16 protein-coding genes and 2 pseudogenes are annotated in these 19,224 nt (G+C 44.9%); 9 read left to right on the top strand and 9 right to left on the bottom strand.

The window, feature by feature from the left end; genetic code table 11:
• Both MF542_RS13230 and MF542_RS13235 read right to left on the bottom strand, forming a co-directional pair.
• Nucleotides 1–1,674, bottom strand: coding sequence for an NAD+ synthase (locus tag MF542_RS13230; protein ID WP_247020231.1), 1,674 nt, complete (start codon nucleotides 1,672–1,674; stop codon nucleotides 1–3).
• A 101-nt stretch (nucleotides 1,675–1,775) separates the two neighbouring features.
• Nucleotides 1,776–3,152: a class II 3-deoxy-7-phosphoheptulonate synthase gene (locus tag MF542_RS13235; RefSeq protein WP_343264890.1), complete on the bottom strand. Its 1,377-nt coding sequence runs from the start codon at nucleotides 3,150–3,152 to the stop codon at nucleotides 1,776–1,778.
• A 214-nt stretch (nucleotides 3,153–3,366) separates the two neighbouring features.
• Between MF542_RS13235 and MF542_RS13240 the strand changes: the two genes are divergently transcribed.
• A complete protein-coding gene (locus MF542_RS13240; protein ID WP_247020235.1) occupies nucleotides 3,367–4,038 on the top strand; it encodes an HAD-IA family hydrolase in 672 nt (223 codons plus the stop codon).
• On the opposite strand, the gene MF542_RS13245 is transcribed toward MF542_RS13240, so the two are convergent.
• Genes MF542_RS13245 through MF542_RS13260 form a run of 4 tightly spaced genes read right to left on the bottom strand, consistent with a single transcriptional unit; the run spans nucleotide 3,986 to nucleotide 6,870 of the window.
• A complete protein-coding gene (locus tag MF542_RS13245) occupies nucleotides 3,986–5,032 on the bottom strand; it encodes a nucleotidyltransferase family protein (protein WP_247020237.1) in 1,047 nt (348 codons plus the stop codon). The two genes, MF542_RS13240 and MF542_RS13245, sit on opposite strands and share 53 nt — an antisense overlap.
• Nucleotides 5,029–5,958, bottom strand: a complete 930-nt coding sequence (locus MF542_RS13250) for an HprK-related kinase A (RefSeq protein WP_247020239.1) — start codon at nucleotides 5,956–5,958, stop codon at nucleotides 5,029–5,031. The genes MF542_RS13245 and MF542_RS13250 overlap by 4 nt, the downstream gene beginning before the upstream one ends.
• A complete protein-coding gene (locus MF542_RS13255; protein ID WP_247020241.1) occupies nucleotides 5,951–6,262 on the bottom strand; it encodes a hypothetical protein in 312 nt (103 codons plus the stop codon). The genes MF542_RS13250 and MF542_RS13255 overlap by 8 nt, the downstream gene beginning before the upstream one ends.
• 38 nt (nucleotides 6,263–6,300) lie before the next feature.
• Entirely contained in the window at nucleotides 6,301–6,870 is a 570-nt protein-coding gene (locus MF542_RS13260) for a hypothetical protein (protein ID WP_247020243.1), read from the bottom strand.
• A gap of 438 nt (nucleotides 6,871–7,308) precedes the next feature.
• Between MF542_RS13260 and MF542_RS17895 the strand changes: the two are divergent.
• The 8 genes and pseudogenes from MF542_RS17895 to phoB all read left to right on the top strand — a co-directional run.
• Nucleotides 7,309–7,485, top strand: a pseudogene (locus MF542_RS17895) (PAS domain-containing protein); the annotation flags it as partial.
• 225 nt (nucleotides 7,486–7,710) lie between these two features.
• Nucleotides 7,711–8,409 (top strand): annotated as a pseudogene (locus MF542_RS17900) (sensor histidine kinase); the annotation flags it as partial.
• 164 nt (nucleotides 8,410–8,573) lie between these two features.
• Nucleotides 8,574–9,653 (top strand): PstS family phosphate ABC transporter substrate-binding protein, encoded by a 1,080-nt coding sequence (locus MF542_RS13270; RefSeq protein ID WP_247020247.1) that lies wholly within the window; start codon nucleotides 8,574–8,576, stop codon nucleotides 9,651–9,653.
• Between the two features lie 46 nt (nucleotides 9,654–9,699).
• The gene (gene pstC / locus MF542_RS13275) at nucleotides 9,700–11,079 is read left to right on the top strand and encodes a phosphate ABC transporter permease subunit PstC (RefSeq protein WP_247020248.1); all 1,380 of its coding nucleotides are present in this window, start codon (nucleotides 9,700–9,702) and stop codon (nucleotides 11,077–11,079) included.
• Between the two features lie 2 nt (nucleotides 11,080–11,081).
• A complete protein-coding gene (gene pstA / locus MF542_RS13280; RefSeq protein WP_247020251.1) occupies nucleotides 11,082–12,398 on the top strand; it encodes a phosphate ABC transporter permease PstA in 1,317 nt (438 codons plus the stop codon).
• A 13-nt stretch (nucleotides 12,399–12,411) separates the two neighbouring features.
• Nucleotides 12,412–13,200 (top strand): phosphate ABC transporter ATP-binding protein PstB, encoded by a 789-nt coding sequence (gene pstB / locus MF542_RS13285; protein ID WP_247020253.1) that lies wholly within the window; start codon nucleotides 12,412–12,414, stop codon nucleotides 13,198–13,200.
• A 12-nt stretch (nucleotides 13,201–13,212) separates the two neighbouring features.
• Entirely contained in the window at nucleotides 13,213–13,920 is a 708-nt protein-coding gene (gene phoU / locus MF542_RS13290) for a phosphate signaling complex protein PhoU (protein WP_247020255.1), read from the top strand.
• 32 nt (nucleotides 13,921–13,952) lie between these two features.
• A complete protein-coding gene (gene phoB, locus MF542_RS13295; RefSeq protein WP_247020258.1) occupies nucleotides 13,953–14,642 on the top strand; it encodes a phosphate regulon transcriptional regulator PhoB in 690 nt (229 codons plus the stop codon).
• A gap of 2 nt (nucleotides 14,643–14,644) precedes the next feature.
• Here the strand turns inward: phoB and MF542_RS13300 are convergent, their stop codons facing one another.
• From MF542_RS13300 to MF542_RS13310, 3 genes are read right to left on the bottom strand one after another with little or no spacing between them, the layout of a single operon-like run.
• A complete protein-coding gene (locus MF542_RS13300; RefSeq protein ID WP_247020259.1) occupies nucleotides 14,645–16,534 on the bottom strand; it encodes an XrtA/PEP-CTERM system amidotransferase in 1,890 nt (629 codons plus the stop codon).
• A complete protein-coding gene (xrtA, locus tag MF542_RS13305) occupies nucleotides 16,522–18,033 on the bottom strand; it encodes an exosortase A (RefSeq protein WP_247020261.1) in 1,512 nt (503 codons plus the stop codon). Before xrtA ends, MF542_RS13300 begins: the two co-directional genes overlap by 13 nt.
• Nucleotides 18,023–19,222: a TIGR03087 family PEP-CTERM/XrtA system glycosyltransferase gene (locus MF542_RS13310; RefSeq protein ID WP_247020263.1), complete on the bottom strand. Its 1,200-nt coding sequence runs from the start codon at nucleotides 19,220–19,222 to the stop codon at nucleotides 18,023–18,025. The genes xrtA and MF542_RS13310 overlap by 11 nt, the downstream gene beginning before the upstream one ends.
• Between the last annotated feature and the right edge of the window lie 2 nt (nucleotides 19,223–19,224).

A 19,224-nucleotide genomic window follows, 5' to 3' on the forward strand; every position in this document is an offset into this window, starting at 1 on the left:
TTAGTTGTTGTAGCGAGCGCTGCGGAACCCGTTCGTAATCGGGTAACGGCGATCTCGGCCATAATTCTTACGCGTAATTTTTACACCCGGAGGTGCTTGACGCCTTTTATACTCGGCGATGTACAGCAGGTGCTCGATCCTTGCAACCTCTGATGCATCGTGCCCACGCGCAATAACATCTGCAACGGACATTTCTTCATCGACAAGACACCTGAGCATATCGTCCAATTCTTCATAGGGAGGAAGGCTATCTTCATCCTTCTGGTCTTCCCTTAGTTCAGCTGTAGGTGGCTTAGTGATGATGTTTTCCGGAATAACTTCCCCGCCCGGGCCAAACGCTCCCACAGGAACATTTTCATTCCGCCAGCACGAAAGCGCGAATACATCCAGTTTATACACATCCTTGAGGGCGTTATAGCCACCGCACATATCACCGTAGAGCGTGGCATAACCAACAGACAACTCGGATTTATTGCCTGTTGTCAGTACCATCTTACCAAACTTGTTGGATACAGACATAAGAATAAGCCCACGCAGGCGTGACTGAATATTCTCTTCTGTTGTATCCGCTTCAGTACCAGCAAACACACCACCTAGCATGTTATCGAAGGCGTCAACGCCCTCTTTAATGGCGATAGTATCGTAGATCGCACCTAGAGCCTGAGCGCATTTTTCAGCATCTCCAACACTTTCACCGGTTGTGTATTTAGACGGCATCATAATACAGTGCACTTTATCAGCGCCTAATGCATCAACCGCAACCGCAGCCGAAAGTGCACTATCAATGCCGCCAGACATACCAAGCACAACGCCAGGAAAGCGGTTTTTGTTAACATAGTCCCTCAGGCCCAACATCATCGCCTGATACATAGAAGCCATTCGGTCTGGGATTTCAGCTTGAAATTCTGTTTCACAGGTAAACTTACCATCTACTTTCTGCCAAACGGTATTCACCCCACCTTCGGCCCATGAAACCATCTGCACAGGCACACTACCATCTGCGGCGATCACATAACTTGCACCGTCAAAAACAAGCTCATCCTGTCCGCAAATCTGGTTACAGAACACTAGCGGCAAACCTGTTTCTTTAACACGAGCAAGTGCATGCTCCTGACGTTCCGGATGTTTATCCAGCTCAAAAGGGCTGCATGTTGGCACAAGAAGGATTTCTGCTCCTCGCGCTTTCAACCCTTCAGCCACCGCAGTGAACCACATATCTTCGCAGATCATTACACCAAGTTTATGGCCTCTGAATTCCATCGGTGAAGGGATTGGCCCCTCTTCGAAAACCCGTTTTTCGTCAAACACACCGTAGTTTGGTAGCTCATGCTTGAAACGAATTTCTTTGACCTCCCCACTTTCAAGTAAGAAAGATGCATTTCTAAGAGCTTCACCATCATGCCAAGGCGCGCCAACAATCAAGCCCGGTGCATTATCACCAGCTGTAATTTCAGCAAGACCTTCAATCGCATGCTTGGATGCGCGAGCAAAGAATGGCTTCAGCACCAAATCTTCAAGCGGATATCCCGTTACTGAAAGCTCTGGTGTAAGCACTAGGTCAGCGCCATCAGCCACTGCATTTGCATAAGCTTCAGCGATCTTTTCGCAATTTGCCTGAATAGCCCCAACCGTTTGGTTAAGCTGTGCAATATATATGGAAAGCGTATCTGTCATGCCTGCCTTTTACCGTGCTTCACGCGTGTGTACAAGTTAAAGAAAAAGGGCGAGAACCAATCTATCTGGCCTCGCCCTCTTTAAAGAGATTTAGCTAAGAGTTAAGCAGCGTTTTCTGCTGCTAGCGCCTCTCTTTCCTCTTTAAGAGCTTCGGCAATCTGGAATGCAAGTTCAATTGATTGACTTGCATTCAGGCGCGGGTCGCAGTGAGTGTGGTAGCGAGATGAAAGCCCATCCTCTGTCACAGCGATCGCGCCGCCGGTACACTCTGTTACATCACGGCCTGTAAGCTCCAGGTGGATACCGCCAGCATATGTGCCTTCGGCACGATGGCAGGCAAACACCTGCTTTACCTCTTTAAGCACACGTTCGAACGGACGAGTTTTGTAGCCTGATGACGCTTTCACCGTGTTACCGTGCATCGGATCACACGACCAAACAACCTTGCGGCCCTCTTCTTTCACGCGGCGTAGTAGGCGCGGCAGGTATTCTTCCACTTTATCAGCACCAAAACGACTGATAAGCGTTAGGCGCCCAGCCTCATTATTCGGATTGAGGATATCAATCAAACGAATAAGATCATCAGGATCCGTCGTTGGCCCCACCTTTGAAGCAATCGGGTTACCAATACCGCGCAAAAATTCAAGATGCGCGCCATCTGTCTGGCGTGTGCGGTCACCAACCCAAAGCATGTGAGCGGAGGTATCGTACCATTCGCCTGATGTAGAATCGACGCGCGTTAGAGCCTGTTCGTATCCAAGAAGTAATGCCTCATGAGATGTGTAGAATTTAGTACCCTGAAGCTGACGAACATCGTTCGGGTTCACGCCACACGCTTCCATAAAGTTAAGTGCTTCGCCTATACGGTCAGCAAGCTCGGCATATTTAGCACCAGCACCACTTTCCGATACGAAATCGAGGTTCCAGCGGTGTACATCCATAAGGTTAGCGTAACCGCCTTGTGCAAACGCTCTAAGAAGATTCAGCGTCGCGGCAGACTGACTGTAAGCGCGCAGCATACGGCGTGGGTCTGGCACACGGGATTCTGCATCAAAATTAATACCATTAATAATATCACCACGGTAGCTTGGTAGCTCTACACCATCGACAGTTTCAGTATCAGCGGAGCGTGGTTTCGCAAACTGACCAGCAAGACGGCCAACTTTTACAACAGGGCTACTTGCTGCATATGTAAGCACCACAGCCATCTGCAAAAGCACACGGAATGTGTCGCGGATATTATTCGGATGAAACTCGCGGAAACTCTCTGCACAATCGCCGCCTTGCAACAAAAATGCGCGGCCTTCAGCAACTTCACCAAGAGACGCTTTCAGATCACGTGCTTCACCAGCAAATACGAGCGGTGGATAGCTTGCAAGTTCTGTTTCTACTTCCTGCAATACTTTTTTATCTGGATAATCTGGCACCTGTATAATCGGGCGTGTTTTCCAGCTTTCAGGGCTCCACTCACTCATCACTTTGACCTCTATAAACTCTCAGGGGCTTGTATTATTATTTCAACATTGCATCATTTTTAGCAATTAAGTTGCAATGTTAAATCATGCATTTCTAACAATAGCAAGCGCAAAAACTCTATTACTATAATCGATGTTTGGCCTTTATAACAAATGTCTATATTAAGTGGTCATAACATTTCTAACCTTTGTATTCAGAAGAGCTTGATACTTACATATGAAAGTATTTTCCGTTCAAAAAATCCTCTTTGACCTTGATGGCACACTGGTAGATACGGCTGCTGATTTGCACGCTGCAACAAACCACGCGCTTAGGATAGCAAGCCGGCCAGATGTGCCTCTTTCTTCCGTTCGACATTTAGTTGGCTTTGGCTCACTCCGGCTTATCAAAGAAGGGCTAAAGCTCACTGGTGGCTCGGAAGGTATTGACAGCACGAATCTTCAAAAAGAGTTTTTAGATTTCTATACCGATAATATAGCCGTACATTCAGCCCCCTACCCCTATTGTGTGCAAACACTCACCGACCTTAAGGGAAAGGGCTTTGAATTAGCTGTCTGTACGAACAAACCAGAACGAATGGCTAAATCCTTACTATCGGAATTGGATTTATTAAAATACTTTGGCGCTATTGTGGGCGGTGACAGTCTGCCATACAAAAAGCCCGATGCACGCCATTTGCAGGATACAGCGACCCTTCTAACCGGCACTGGCCCCACTCTTATGGTTGGAGATGCATCACCTGATATATTAGGTGCCAAAGCAGCAAATATGCCCGTTGTTGCAGTAAGCTATGGTTTTGCAGATACAGATATCAAAGCGCTCGAGCCAGATATGATTATTGAATCTCTGGCAATCTTACCGGATGTGGTTTCGCTCCAATCCGTTTAAAGGCTTTCACAACTAGATGCGGTAATAGCTTGTATAGAGGCATCCGAAGCAGATGAGAACGCAGGTAAAGCATCGCTTTAGTGGATTTACGAGTTTGGTTGCCATTCAACCTATCGACAAACCAATCAAGAACAGTTTGAGACGGTACACCACCAAGTTCTTTCAAAAGAACATCTGCTCGCTCGCTATCCAGAACCTTAGCAAGAAGCCCGAATGCGTAAGCACACGGCTTTTCAGCACCGATCATCTTTATGCGCTCTACTAGCGCCAAACCCTCATCAGGATTTAGATCGTTCAATAACAAATTAAGTTCAATCAAACTACGGACAGGCGTTTCGAATGTTCCATCAGCGAAAGCATGGATAGCTGAATGAATGATCAGGTCCTGCGGCGACAATACTTTTAGAAAACTACCCACCAGAGGCATAGCTGCCTCAAAAAAGGGCTTATTATTTATATTTAGTCTGGACGTTGGTGGAAGAAGGCGGTGGTGAACATCCAAAATTGTGAACCGAGCTGAATGCCTGAAAGGCGGCAATTCATGCATATGCTTGCGGTAATAATTCTGATCATACTCTTCAGCCGCACTTTCATCAAAATTCCAACCGGCAGCAAGCAGAATTTCTTCAGCCTCTTTAACATTCTGCTCCGGTACAAGAATATCAAGATCGCTTACTCGCCGACCTTTCGCAGCCTCCAGCCCCAAAGCGACATAAGCCCCACCTTTTAAAAGGATTGGCTGAATACCCGAACCAACAAAAGCCCGCTCAAGACGCTCCTTTTCATTATGAAGCATATGATGATCATAAGCGGCGCGTGTTACGCCGTTTTCAAGGACCGACTGCATTTTTTCGCTAACCATATCGCCCGCAACCAAAGCAAGGCGGCCAAACACATGATTAACATCCGCAAACTCAAGCAGCAGAGCGCGCTCAGTTACATTTTCAGGAATGGGTTCAAGGCCTGCTATAACACGTGTAAAATAACGGCTCATAACCCTGCCTCCCCAGCAAAGTCACGCACCATCTGCATACATTCCTCCGTATCACCATAAGTGATATCATAGGCTTCAGCGCCCACAACCATATCAGTAAGTGCTTTATAGGCTGCTTCACCAAGTAGCTTGTAGTTAGTGGCGGATTCAATGAGCCGCATAATCGTTTCAGCTTTAGTAAGCTTTTTAGCACGCGGACTTATATTCTCTGCAAAGCTAGGAAACAGAATTAACTTAACAGGCGCAGGAACATTCGCTTGTTCAATATCAGAACGTCGGGCTCGTCTGTAAGCAATTTCACCTTTGGGGGTATTCATAATAGATTTAGAAACCCATTCGGCACCAACCATATCTCTGACAACAGAAATTGAATTCCCCTTAAGTGAGACAGGCCTTGGGTAGGGATTAATTTCTGCTTTATCCAATGAAAGCAAACCAAACTCATCCGAAAACAAGCGGTAACCTTCCTGCATCAAGGCTGTTGTAAGTGTGCTTTTTCCGCTGCCCGATGCACCAGAAATCAAAACACCGCCATTTTCATTGGCAACCGCACCAGCATGAAATGTTAAAAACCTACAACACTTCAGCGCAACAGAAAGATTCATCCCCATTTCTAAACTGAGTGGTGCCATTTTTTTGGGGAGTGGTACAGCAGGTACTTTAAATCCCGGATCAGGAATAACCTGTGGGCGCAAATACTTCCTGAACACATTCGGCGGTCTGACATTCAGAGCAATATCAGTTACTTCCTGCAACTCGAGGTTAGCAGGTACATCGCGGTACACATCAAAAAGAAAATCGACCAATTCAGGTGATTGCGAGGCGAGCCTAGCGGAGAATGCGCCGAGAATTAGTTCAAACTGCCCTTCCTTCAGAGAAGAAAACACATCAGCTCTATTTAAGTCGGAGATAAGCGTTTCAGGCATTGCTATATTCTTTTGGCTTCAGTAATCCAACCTCATCTAATTGAACAACAGAGCTTTCAAATAACTCAGAGGGGCAATCTTCTGCATCCAGCTCAAGATCATTAAGAACTCGATCATATAAGTCCTTCATATTCCCTGGCTTATCAACTGCATTTTTGACAATAGACGCGGTAAGGAAATTGAGGAGATGCGTTGTTCCCGCAGATTTACAGAAAACAAAATATACATCCTCAAACTGCCGGATAACAAAATCATCAGCTTCCGCAATCCAAATTGTCTGGGAAGTATATGGGCCTACTGCCATTATAAAAACTCAAATTGTGGAGATAGGTTGAATTACCCCTAACCGAGGTAATTCAAAATTGACACGATACAAGAAATACCCGGCCAGCTGGAATTCGGGCTAAGATCTGCCTGTCTTGCCGAAAGTGCGACATACAAACTAGCTGCATCGGACCCTAAGTTCCAAGAACCGTTAACGTCTACATAATCACCGGGTGTAATCAATTGGTAAGCGTCAAGCGAGTATAGTTCATAACAACTACTTGAAGAATCGCCATCACCGTCGCCATCACCATCACCTGAACAGCTACCTGGTCTGAATTGACTTGGCGCGCTGCTAGAAGGGAAGGAAAAGTCGGCGTTGTCTTTAAAGTTGTTGATATCTTTACTTTTATACTTGCCTTTTTTCTTTTTAAGGTTGCCATTACCAACCCACGCAGCCCCGTCATCATCAACGAGAATACGAATACTTCCAGGCAATGTAATGACACATTGAAGCTGGGAAATGAGTGGACCACCTGAAGCGCCTGCTCCAAGTGTTAAAACCATAGGCATACCAGCAGCGCCCAATCGCAAAAGCTGCCGACGCTGATCTCTGAACTTAGTTTTGCTATCTTCAGTACTACTCATAAGACCTCAACATCTCCAGAACTGAATATTACTCACCCCAAACAATTTTATTAAACAATGTTTTATGCTTTAGGTAAAGCGTGATTTCACGTTTATTTACGCATATACGCATGTAAAAATTGCAATTTTACTACATTTTTTTTATCAGAGTTCAGTTTTCAGGGTGAAAGCTTCATAAAAACGCAATACATTTGTTTTTAAATCCGCGCAAATTTCATATCTTGGCGTTATCGCTAATCAGTATAAACTTAGGCAACATTAATCATGTCCGAGTCCTTTAAAGAATATCAAAGTTTACTCACCGAACGCGCTATTATTATTGTTATCGCTATTACTTTGATATTTCTTTGGTCTGTGAACCAAATCAGCTTTATTGCTGTTGCTGTAACAACAAGCATTGCTGCTGGTCTTCTTGTTCAGCTCGAAATAAAGCGCCGTATGGAGACCCTTCGAAGTAAACGTGTCGCCGAAACTGAAAAACGAAAGAAAGCAAAGCAAGGCGCACAATCGCTAAGAGCAAACGCGCTCAATGGTGTGCCTTCAGCTATTTTACTCATTGATTCAAATCACAAGATTATCTTTGCCAACAAAACGGCGAAGGAACTTCTTGGCGACGGCATCGTTGATAACGATGCATTCCTTTACCTGCGTCAATCCAACTTTGTAACAGCGCTTGATAAGGTGTTAACAGGTGGAAAAAAAGCAAACGATCTAATCCGCTACACGACAAGCCAAGACCGTAGTTTTGATGTTACTGTCGCTGCTGTTACCAGTACCGAACCAGGCAAAGAAAAGCAGCGGCAAGCAATGGTTTTCTTCTACGAAGTTACAAGTTTGTTACGCACTGAACAAATGCGTGTCGATTTTGTTGCAAATGCTAGCCATGAACTACGTACTCCGCTCACATCCATTACCGGCTTTATCGAAACTCTGCTAGGGCCTGCAGCTGAAGATAAAACCGCACAAGATAGATTTCTTGGTATCATGCAGCGTGAAGCGGATAGGATGATCCGCCTTATTGATGACCTTTTATCACTTTCAAAAATTGAAATGTCACGGCATGTAAGCCCAGACAGCGATGTTGATCTCAGCAACATTCTGCAAACAACCGCCACGACACTCTCAAGGAAGGCTGCGAAACGAAACATAGAGTTTAATCTAGATATTTCAGAGAATTTACAAAATGTCAGAGCAGATGCTGACCAAATAACACAAGTATTGATGAATCTGGTTGGCAATGCAGCTAAATACGCCGATCAAGACACCCGAGTTCATATCTCGGCTTTTCCAACACCAAACAACCGCCACATGCAGGTTACTATAAGAGACGAAGGCCCTGGCATTTCCCCAGAACACCTGGGCCGGTTAACTGAACGTTTTTACCGTGTAGATACAGCTCGTTCTCGAAAAATGGGTGGTACTGGCCTTGGGCTGGCAATTGTAAAACATATTCTTCTACGTCATTCATCTCAGCTGGATATTAAAAGCAAGATGGGTGAAGGCACCTCTTTTAGTTTCAAACTACCCATCGCTAAGTAATACTTTAGAGTTTACACTGTTATAAATTTGAAACAAATCTGTAATAATTACAGTCTTATTCCGTTCATTAAGATGTAACAGAGGCGCTGTATCCGTCTTTGAAACTTAATAGTATTCAAGATCGAAATACTAAAAACCCTAATAAAACCAAGGTAATTAGGATAATGATGACGAATTTAAAACTTATGGCAGTTGCTTTAATAAGCACTGTAATATTGTCATCAGAAGCCTTGGCCCAATCACGCAATCAGATCCGTGTTGTTGGTTCCAGTACAGTTTTTCCTTTTTCCACAGCAGTTGCAGAGGAATTTGGTCGTACATCTTCTTATAAAACACCAATTGTTGAAGCCACAGGTACTGGTGGCGGTTTTAAACTTTTTTGCAATGGCATTGGTACCAAATACCCAGATATTACAAATGCGTCACGGGCTATAAAACCAAGTGAGAGATCCCTATGCGCCGCACGCGGTGTAACAGAAGTTGCGGAACTAAAAATAGGATATGATGGCATCGTACTTGCTCAAAAAAAGCAAACGCCAGCCCTTTCAATCACTGTAAGAGAACTTTATCTAGCACTTGCATCGCGCATTCCTGCTGCCGGTTCTGACGGTAGAATAGAAGATCTTATAGAAAACCCATATGTTTTGTGGAGCGATATAAACCCCGCCCTACCAAAACGTAAAATTTCTGTTATGGGCCCTCCTCCGACGTCTGGTACAAGAGACGCCTTTAATGAACTTGCTATACAATCAGGCTGTAAAACATTCCCGGAAATGGCAGCTCTGGAAACTACAAACCCACACTTATTCCATGCCCATTGTCAAAGTATTCGGGAAGACGGTGTGTATATTGAAGCTGGCGAAAACGATAATTTAATCGTTCAAAAGCTTTTAACTGACAGTGATACAATCGGTATTTTTGGATACAGCTTTCTCGACCAAAATGCCGATATGGTTGATGCCGTTTCTATAGCAACCAATAATGGCCAGTATCTGGAGCCCACCTTTGAGTCTATCTCTACTGGCGAATATCCAATTTCTCGTTCGCTTTATATATATATCAAAAAAGCTCACATAGGTATTATTCCCGGCATCAAAGACTTTATTGAGGAATTCACCAGTGACAGAGCGGCAGGCGAATTAGGGTATTTAGCAGAAAGAGGATTAGTACCTCTGCTCGACGAAGAACGAGACGCTGCCAGCGCCCAAGCGAAAAACCTTGTTTCGCTGGAGCTTCAGCCATGATCCAAAATCACATAGCTACCTCAGGAACACACAAAGGAGTTGTTAAATGACAACTTCTGCAGTGTTCGTTATTTCAGTAATCATTGCACTTATTGCATTCACAAACGTAAGGCAACGAGCTCTTGTTTCTGTAGAGGGTGATCCATCACATCTGCATTCATTACCTCGTCACTATGGTTATTATGCGGCGACATGCGTGTTCCTGCCCGCCTTCTTTGTTTTTCTAGCTTGGCTGATCTTCGGAAAAAATGTTGTAGAGGGCCTTATTATCTCTGGCCTTCCGGAAGATTTTTTCAATCAATACCAACAGCAAACTCAGCTTTTAATGAACCGTATCCGTTTAGTAGTAGAAAATGGGTCGGCAACAGAAACCAGTAGCGAAATTATTGAAGCCGCTAATCAGTTTCATACTCTTTACACTAAAGGTATCTGGGCCACATTTATACTATCTGTCGCGGTAGGCTGCGCAGGCTGGTATTACGCACTTACAAGAACAAAACCATCTTTTCGCGCCCGAAATATTTTTGAGCAATACCTTAGTATTGCTCTGATTATCAGCTCAGTTATCGCGATCATGGCAACACTGGGCATTGTTCTCTCTCTACTCTTCGAAAGCGTAAGGTTTTTCCAGGAAGTGCCAATTACAGACTTTCTTTTGGGTACTAAATGGAGTCCACAAACAGCCATTAGAGCAGATCAAGTTGCATCCTCTGGTGCCTTTGGCGCATTACCTCTTTTTGCAGGTACCATCCTGATTACGGTTTTAGCAATGCTGGTTGCTGGGCCAATTGGCCTATTTTCAGCTATATACCTTACGCAGTACGCTTCAGTGCGCACTCGTAAAATAGCCAAGCCTACGCTTGAGATATTGGCCGGCATTCCGACCGTAGTGTACGGCTTTTTTGCCGCTCTCACGATCTCTCCCCTCTTTCGGGAAATAGGAGAAGTTTTCGGTTTTGACATAGCAAGTGAAAGTGCACTTGTAGCTGGTTTTGTTATGGGCATTATGATTATCCCATTCGTATCATCACTTTCTGACGATGCTATCACTGCGGTCCCTATCAGTCTCAAGGAAGGTTCAATGGCACTCGGTGCAACTCCTTCAGAAACTATTACAAAGGTCATATTGCCTGCCGCCCTTCCAGGGATCGCTGGTGCGTTTCTTTTAGCGGTTAGTCGAGCTATCGGTGAAACCATGATTGTAGTTATGGCCGCTGGTATGCAGCCTAATCTAACAGCCAACCCATTTGAAGCTGTCACGACAGTTACAGTGCAAATTGTAGCTACCCTCACCGGCGACCAGGAATTCGATAGCACCAAAACTCTTTCTGCTTTTGCGCTTGGCCTGACACTGTTCGTGATGACAATGCTTTTAAACGTAGTTGCTCTCAGAATTGTACGAAAATACCGCGAGGTATATGAATAACCATGTCAGATGATTTGAATATAAAGCCAACAGATTGGCAATCTCCTGAGATGGTAAGGCACACACAAATGCGGAACCGCCGGGAAAAACGTTTTAAACTCTTTGGTTTATCTGCTGTTATTCTAGCAGCTTCTTTCCTGTTTTTGCTCCTTGGCAAAATTACACTCGACGCTGCACCGGGTTTCCTACAAACCTCCATTGAAGTTGATATCAATTTTGATAAAGCGGTCATTGGTGATCCAAGGCAGATGGGCAGAGATGCCTTTATTGAAAATGTACGGCGCACCAATATGCTGAGGCTGGTGCAAGCTTCTATGGATATCTATTTCTCCGAAGTAACTGACCGGCGCGATAGGCGTAGGCTACTCCGGCTCTTCAGTGCTGGCGCAAGAGATCAGTTGAGGAATATGCTACTCGCAGACCCAATGATTGCGGGTACATCAAAACGAGTTTCACTGCTGGCCTCTGATGATATTGATCAGGTTATCAAAGGGCATACCGATATAAGCCTTCCTGAGTTACAGCGAAAGGTGAAAAACAAAGAGCTCTCCTGGCTTCAAAAATTTGAAGACGACGACAGAGTCTCACTGCATTTTCATTCACTGTTTTTCACAAGCGGAGATTCACGTGACCCTGAGCTCTCAGGCATTTGGGGCGCCGCAGTTGGCTCAGCTCTCACTCTGTTTATAACGCTTATTATAGCGTTCCCTGTAGGTGTACTTTCCGCCATTTATCTGGAAGAGTTTGCGCCGAAAAATCGATTTACCGACTTCATTGAAATCAACATCAACAACTTGGCGGCCGTTCCTTCTATCGTATTCGGCTTACTGGGTTTAGCTGTTTTTCTCGGCACGATGGGTTTACCACGCTCAGCCCCACTCGTTGGTGGTATGACACTAGCGCTAATGACACTACCAACAATTATTATTGCATCACGTGCATCGATCAAAGCGGTGCCACCTTCTATTCGCGATGCTGCAATGGGGTTAGGTGCATCGCCTATGCAGGTAGTTTTCCACCATGTGCTACCTCTTGCCTTTCCTGGCATTCTAACTGGCACAATTATTGGCATGGCACAGGCCCTAGGGGAAACCGCACCGCTTTTGATGATTGGTATGGTAGCCTTTATTGTTGATATTCCCGCAAGTTTCACTGATGCAGCAACTGCCCTGCCTGTACAAATTTACCTCTGGGCTGATAGCCCCGAGCGCGCTTTTGTAGAAAAAACGTCAGCAGCCATATTAGTATTACTTACTTTCCTGATTGTTATGAACGCGTTAGCAATTTGGTTACGCCAGAAATTTGAGCAGGACTGGTAAGATGCAGCAAAGCATGACAGAGTTTAAAAACATGACAGAACAAGCAGTCCCTAAAATGTCTGCCCGTGATATTCACGTTCGTTACGGTGACAACCATGCTGTTAAAGGTATTTCACTAGACTTGCACCTTAATGAAATCACTTCGCTGATCGGCCCTTCAGGATGCGGGAAATCAACATTTCTACGCTGTTTAAACCGGATGAATGACTCTGTCGCAGGCTGTAAGGTTACAGGGCAGATTCTACTCGATAATAAAAATATTTATGATCAAAACATCGATGTTGTTCAACTTCGCGCAAGAGTGGGAATGGTATTCCAAAAACCTAACCCGTTCCCTAAATCTATTTACGATAACGTAGCATATGGCCCACGTATTCACGGACTTGCCCACAACAGAACCGATCTTGATGAAATCGTAGAAACATCGCTTGAACGTGCAGGCTTGTGGCAAGAAGTGAAAGACCGCATGGATAGCCCAGGCACTGCTCTATCAGGTGGTCAGCAACAACGCTTGTGTATTGCGAGAGCCATTGCAGTGAACCCAGAAGTAATTTTGATGGATGAGCCATGTTCAGCGCTTGATCCAATTGCAACTGCTAAAGTTGAAACCCTGATGGATGAGCTAAAAAGCGAATATGCCATTGTGATTGTTACTCACAGCATGCAGCAAGCTGCTCGAATTTCACAAAAAACAGCATTCTTCCATTTAGGTGAACTGGTAGAGCAAGGCGATACCACACAAATATTTACGGCCCCACGAAACGAAAAAACCCGAGATTATATAACGGGACGTTTCGGTTAAAGGATACTGCATATGTCAGACCCACACATTCTCTCCGCATATGACGAAGAGCTAAAAGAATTAAGAAGTGTTGTCAGCCGAATGGGTGGTATGGCAATTGATCAGTTGTTGGCGGCAATGCAGGCTCTCCGCGAAGTGAATACCGACGAAGCAGAGACAGTTCTGAAAAACGATCTGCTACTAGATAAACTGGAACTTCATGCAGAAAAGACAGCTATCGGTGTTTTTGCCCGACGTGCGCCCGTTGCAGATGATCTTCGTGAGGTCGTATCCTCGATCAAAATGACAACTATGATTGAGCGCATGGGGGATTATGCAAAAAACATCTCTCGAAGAACGCTTGATATAGCAGAATGTTCACCAGTGGTTATGCCACAAACGCTTGATAACATGGCGGATGTAGCACACCGTATGATTGAAGACATTATGGATGCATACGTGCATCGTAATGCCGATGTTGCCGTGGATGTATGGGAACGCGGCGAAACGCTCGATAATATGCACAATGCTGCATACAGGCAGATTTTGGCACGCATGATGGAAGTGCCAGACCATATCAATGCCTACACACATTATTTGATGATTGCAAAAAATCTGGAACGTATTGGCGACCAAGCCACAAGCATTGCTGAACAGATTTACTACGCAATCACTGGAGAAATTCTAGAGGACATACGTCCAGTGGAAGAAGAACAACCTGCCACAGAAGCAGGCTTTTAACATCTACGACAGGGTTACTAAAGGAACTGGCTGTGAAGACACGAATTTTATTAGTTGAAGATGACGAAAACATCACTGAACTGGTGCGCTATAACCTAGAGCGTGCTGGCTATATTGTTGATTGCGTAGCAGATGGTGAAGAAGGCTTGTACAAAGCCACTGAAGAAACACCAGATGTAATTCTACTGGATTGGATGCTGCCTAACCTTTCAGGTCTGGAGATTTGCCGCCAGTTGCGCCGTAATTCAACAACCGCAAACGTACCTATCATCATGCTAACGGCAAGAGCAGATGAACCTGATCGTATTCGCGGTCTGGAAACAGGTGCCGATGACTATATGGTAAAACCATTCTCGCCAAAAGAGCTGGTCGTACGCATTCAGGCAGTTCTGCGCCGTGTTCGCCCTGCCCTTGCTGGTCACGAATTACGGTTTGAAGATATTGCGCTTGATAATGTGTCACACCGTGTTACGCGCGGTGATAATGTTATTCACCTTGGTCCCACTGAGTACCGCCTACTTCGCCATTTTATGGAAAACCCAGGCCGTGTATTCTCGCGTGAACAGCTGCTTGATAGCGTTTGGGGCCGCGATGTGTATGTGGAGCCTAGAACGGTAGACGTACATATTCGCCGACTTAGAAAAGCGGTAAACGAAGGTGGTGGTGAAGATTATATTCGCACCGTACGTTCAGCAGGTTATGCGCTTGACGCAAAAAAATAGGGCTAAACACTTAGCCCTAAATGTCTTAATGATCGGTCCAGAGTTAAGAGAGACCAGAGCGTTGTATGATGGTCTCTCACCTCTGTGACATGTTCTTCAATCATTTCTTTGACACCGTTCATATCGATAAGACCGGTATCGGCAAGAGTCTCACTTTTTTCCAAATCCCTCAATTCAGGCAATAATTCATCCCTGAGCCAGTTTACTGCGGGTACCATGAAACCCTGTTTGCTTCGGTAAAGTGTTTCATTTGGCACAAAACCTTCTAGTGCCTTCTTAAATACGTGCTTCCCCTCACCTTCAACAATTCTGGAAGCCGGGTTAATACGCATCGCATATTCGACAAATTTATGATCCAGAATTGGTACCCGCACTTCCAAAGAATGCGCCATACTCGCTCGGTCAACTTTTGTAAGGATATCACCGGGCAAATACGTTTTCAGGTCGATATATTGAATGGTGGAAAGCTCATCAGCTCCCTTAACCTCGTCAGCAATCTTAGTAAACAGGTCATGAGGATGGTACCCGGCAAGCTTCTTCTTCATTCTGTCCGTATGAAGACGGTAACGGTCGCGGTCAGGTGTTTTACTAACACTATGACAATAGGCCTCAGCAGATGTTCGTGCTAATGCCTCGAATGTAGATTTAGCGCGAAGAAACTGCGGAGCTCTATCCATCTTTGGATAAAGAGTACCAAGAGGCTTAAAAATAAGCCTTCGAAGGCCAAGTGGTATATGGCCTCTAAGATTTTCTTCCAACATATGAAAACGGTGACGGCGATATCCGGCAAACAATTCATCCCCACCATCACCAGATAACGCAACCTTCACTTTTTCCCTCGCCAAACCACACACTCTGTATGTAGGTAACGCCGATAGATCCGCAAAAGGTTCATCATAAACCTGTGCCATGCGGTCAAGAAGAAAGCCATCATTAGCGGAGGCTAACCGCAGCCTATGATGGGTGCCAAAATGATCAGCAATCGACTGAGCATATCCACTTTCATCGAAATCATCGTCATCAGAACCAATAGCGCATGTTTCAACAGCATCATCGTTATTACGGCTCATCAAACCAACAACGGCAGAACTATCTACGCCACCTGACAGAAACGCACCAAGTGGAACATCAGCAATCATTCTAAGCTTAACAGCCTCTTCCAACCGTTCAACGAGCTCACCTTCGTCGACCACTGAATTCGCGGAAGGAATAATATCGGGAGCCCAGTAACATGACGACTGCATATTACCCGTATTGGCATTTCTAACCAAAGTATATGCTGGCGGTAATGTATGTACACCTTCCACTAAAGATTTTGGATCAGGCACATACCCAAGCATTAAATAGTCTTCGAGAGCATCAATTCGTAATTTACGGCGAACCGCATCATGGGCAAGAAGCGCCTTAAGTTCTGACCCAAACAAAAAAGTGCCATCGCTTAGTTCGGTATAGTAAAAGGGTTTAATGCCCAACCGGTCCCGAGCCATGAATAATTCCTGGCTGCGATTATCCCAGATTGCAAAGGCAAACATACCGCGTAAACGGTTCACACAGTCTTTTCCCCACGCAAGATAACTCTTCAAGAGCACCTCTGTATCGGAATGCGTGGAAAACTGATAACCCTCCGCCTCAAGTTCTCTCCGAAGACTCTGGAAGTTATATACCTCTCCGTTATAGGTAAGGATCACTTGCCGGCTTTCACAAGCCATAGGCTGCTGCCCACCTTCAATATCGATAATACTAAGGCGACGATGGCCTAATCCTACCTTCTGCCCGAAATAGAACCCATCCCCGTCAGGCCCTCTATGTGCAATAGTGGCCGTCATCTTGCGAAGAGTAGATTGATCCACCCCTCCAATTTCAGGGGCCATAATGCCTGTTATTCCACACATTTATTAGGGCCTTCCGCCGAATATTTTAATTCACTCCAAACAAAATCACTTGGAGATAAAGTAGATAAAAATTTACTCAATATTTCTCTAGCATCATCTGAACTATCTACTATCTCGGTAGAAAACACAACAATGCCAACAGCAGATTTTCCGTAAAACAATCGTTCCTCTGCAGTTGCTAATTTCACATCTACGTTTGAAGATAGGAACTTATTATCAACGAAATAGCTGGTCCAAACCAAACGCCTACGGTTGCCAAGTCGATACACTTCCTCCAAAAAGTTATCACCAGCTACATCGAACTGCCTTATACTCTCCGGGGCAAAACTCCAATTTTTTCCACCCGACGATCCTTGATAAGTCCTTAAACGGTGCCCCTTACGCATCACGCAATACATACCAGAGTATGCATAAATATTATCGGCCAATATTCGGTAAGAAGCTGACGCTTCATAATCAACACCAACAAATGTTGGCTGATAGCTATTAGGCCGGGAAGGAAGTTTACGGGCCTTGCACGAAATACAATCCGGCAAATCAAATGATGAAACATCATTTGATTTCAACGCCTCCTTTGGAGCAAACATAAATAAAATGATCGGCAAGATACCAGCGGCAATCACCCAGTCACCTCTACCTGAATATGTGAAAGGCACCGAAGGGTTGGCAGCGAAATCCACCTGCTCAACATCAGAAAATTTGTACGCTAAAGAAATTAGAATAATTAAAATGAAAGACAGAAAGCCCCAGCCATAAACGATATGGTCCACACCTTTTGCGAATTTCTGATCGGTGGCTTCTGAAATCAATAAAATTCCTAAAACACGTAAGGCATTGGCAAAAACGGGCAATATAGCTGATACAAGGACAATAATAACCCTGCCCTTCCAGCTCTTATAGCAGAGGTTAGCAAGCAATACGCCCGTTACCAGGCAGGTGAACAAAAACTTAATTCCAGCGCACGCGCGAGCTACCTCATAGATGCCGCTTGATAATGTGATGAGCACGCCATCTGCTTCATATTCCACCCCTAATACATCCAGCATGAAAATCGCCATCTGTGCAGTCATATTTTGGAGAGGTGGGATCAGTTGCTCACCAAACGGTACCATCAAGAATAAAAACAAAGATGGAAACAAGATATTTCTATATACAACAGGGCCGAAGCACATAAGCGCCAGTGCCTGTATTCCAGCAATGAGGGAAATATGGCCAATAACATATATCTCTAGGACCTGAGAGCCAAGCCAGGCAAGCGATACCAACACAAATACCAACATCCCCGGCACCCAGAAAACAGGTTCAAGCGTACTGAGCGCCTCACGCCTCATCCAAATCAGCCAAGCGGATACGAATGGAATAATCAATCCGTGAGAGAACGTGTCTACATTCCAGATCAGGTTGAAGAAATGGGCGGTTGTCTCTCCCCATGCTAATAGCATGATTGAAACGGCTCCGATAAATACCGCTATATGTTTATAAAACTGATTACCTAGCATCAGCTAATACCTTGGTAATATCTTGGTTGAGCTGCTTGCATGCGCTATCCCAGGAAAATTCTGTCTCAACAAATTGACGTGCCTGTTGACCAACAAGTTCACGCAGTGCAGGCTTTTCAAGCAGGGTCAACAGATGCATTTTGAAGTCTGCCGCTGTATCGCCGACATATATTGCTTTACCGTGTTCAGCCTCAATCCCCTCATTCGCGGCGGTTGACGCCACAACAGGTAATGCACACGCCATAGCCTCAAGTACTTTATTCTGAATACCTCGGGCCGTAAGAAGAGGAGCAACGGCAATATCAGCGCTTTGAAGCATCTCGGGCATTGAGTCCACATATCCTGTAACCTCAACCCCTTCATAGCCTTCAAGTTTTCTCACAACAGGATTTTCTGGGCCCCCAGCAACAACAAACTTCGCCGATGGTTCAGCTATTCTTACCCCTTCCCAAACTTTCTCCACGAACCAGGTCACAGCCTCTACATTTGGTCTATAATCCATCGCTCCAGTGAAAATGATAATTTTCTGAGCATCTCGGTTTTGAGCTGGGGAAAATAACTCAATATCAACACCATTCTTTAATCCACGAACAGCTGTGATAGAACGCTTGAAATCTTTCTTAAAAACCGCAACTTCCTGATCGCTTACCAGATATGCCACTTTACTTCGATCCGCTAAATTGCGTTCGTAATGGGCTAATAACTTTCCTTCCCGTGCATATACCCAAGACATTGGAAAAGATGCATTTTCGGCGTATGCACCCCACTTCGCTGAATCTACATCTACAAGATCTGTGATTACTGGGATCTCAATATCATTTGGGACAATTGGTCCTGTTGCCGCTGAGAACAGAAAAATGAGATCAATCTCTTTCTTTTCAATAAGCGACCTAACATACTTTTGAAGCTTACCGTATGGGTAAGCCCCGACCGTTAAGGCGTCATTGGTCAGGAATGAACGCAAACATAGTAGTTTCTGTTTAAAGGGCGTAACAGTTTCAAAACAAAGCGATGCAGTATGGTTTTCAAGGAAAGAGACATGAACTTCATCATCTGGGTTATCTATAAAAAAACCTAAGTGAACAGTATGCTCTTTGGCCAATTCTTTGAGGAAATTCCATGAACGGATTTTATCCCCCTTGTTTGGAGGATAAGGAATTCGGTGAGCAAGAAATAGAATATTCGCCATAC

The organism is Kordiimonas laminariae (genome assembly GCF_023008165.1).
GTDB lineage: Bacteria > Pseudomonadota > Alphaproteobacteria > Sphingomonadales > Kordiimonadaceae > Kordiimonas > Kordiimonas laminariae.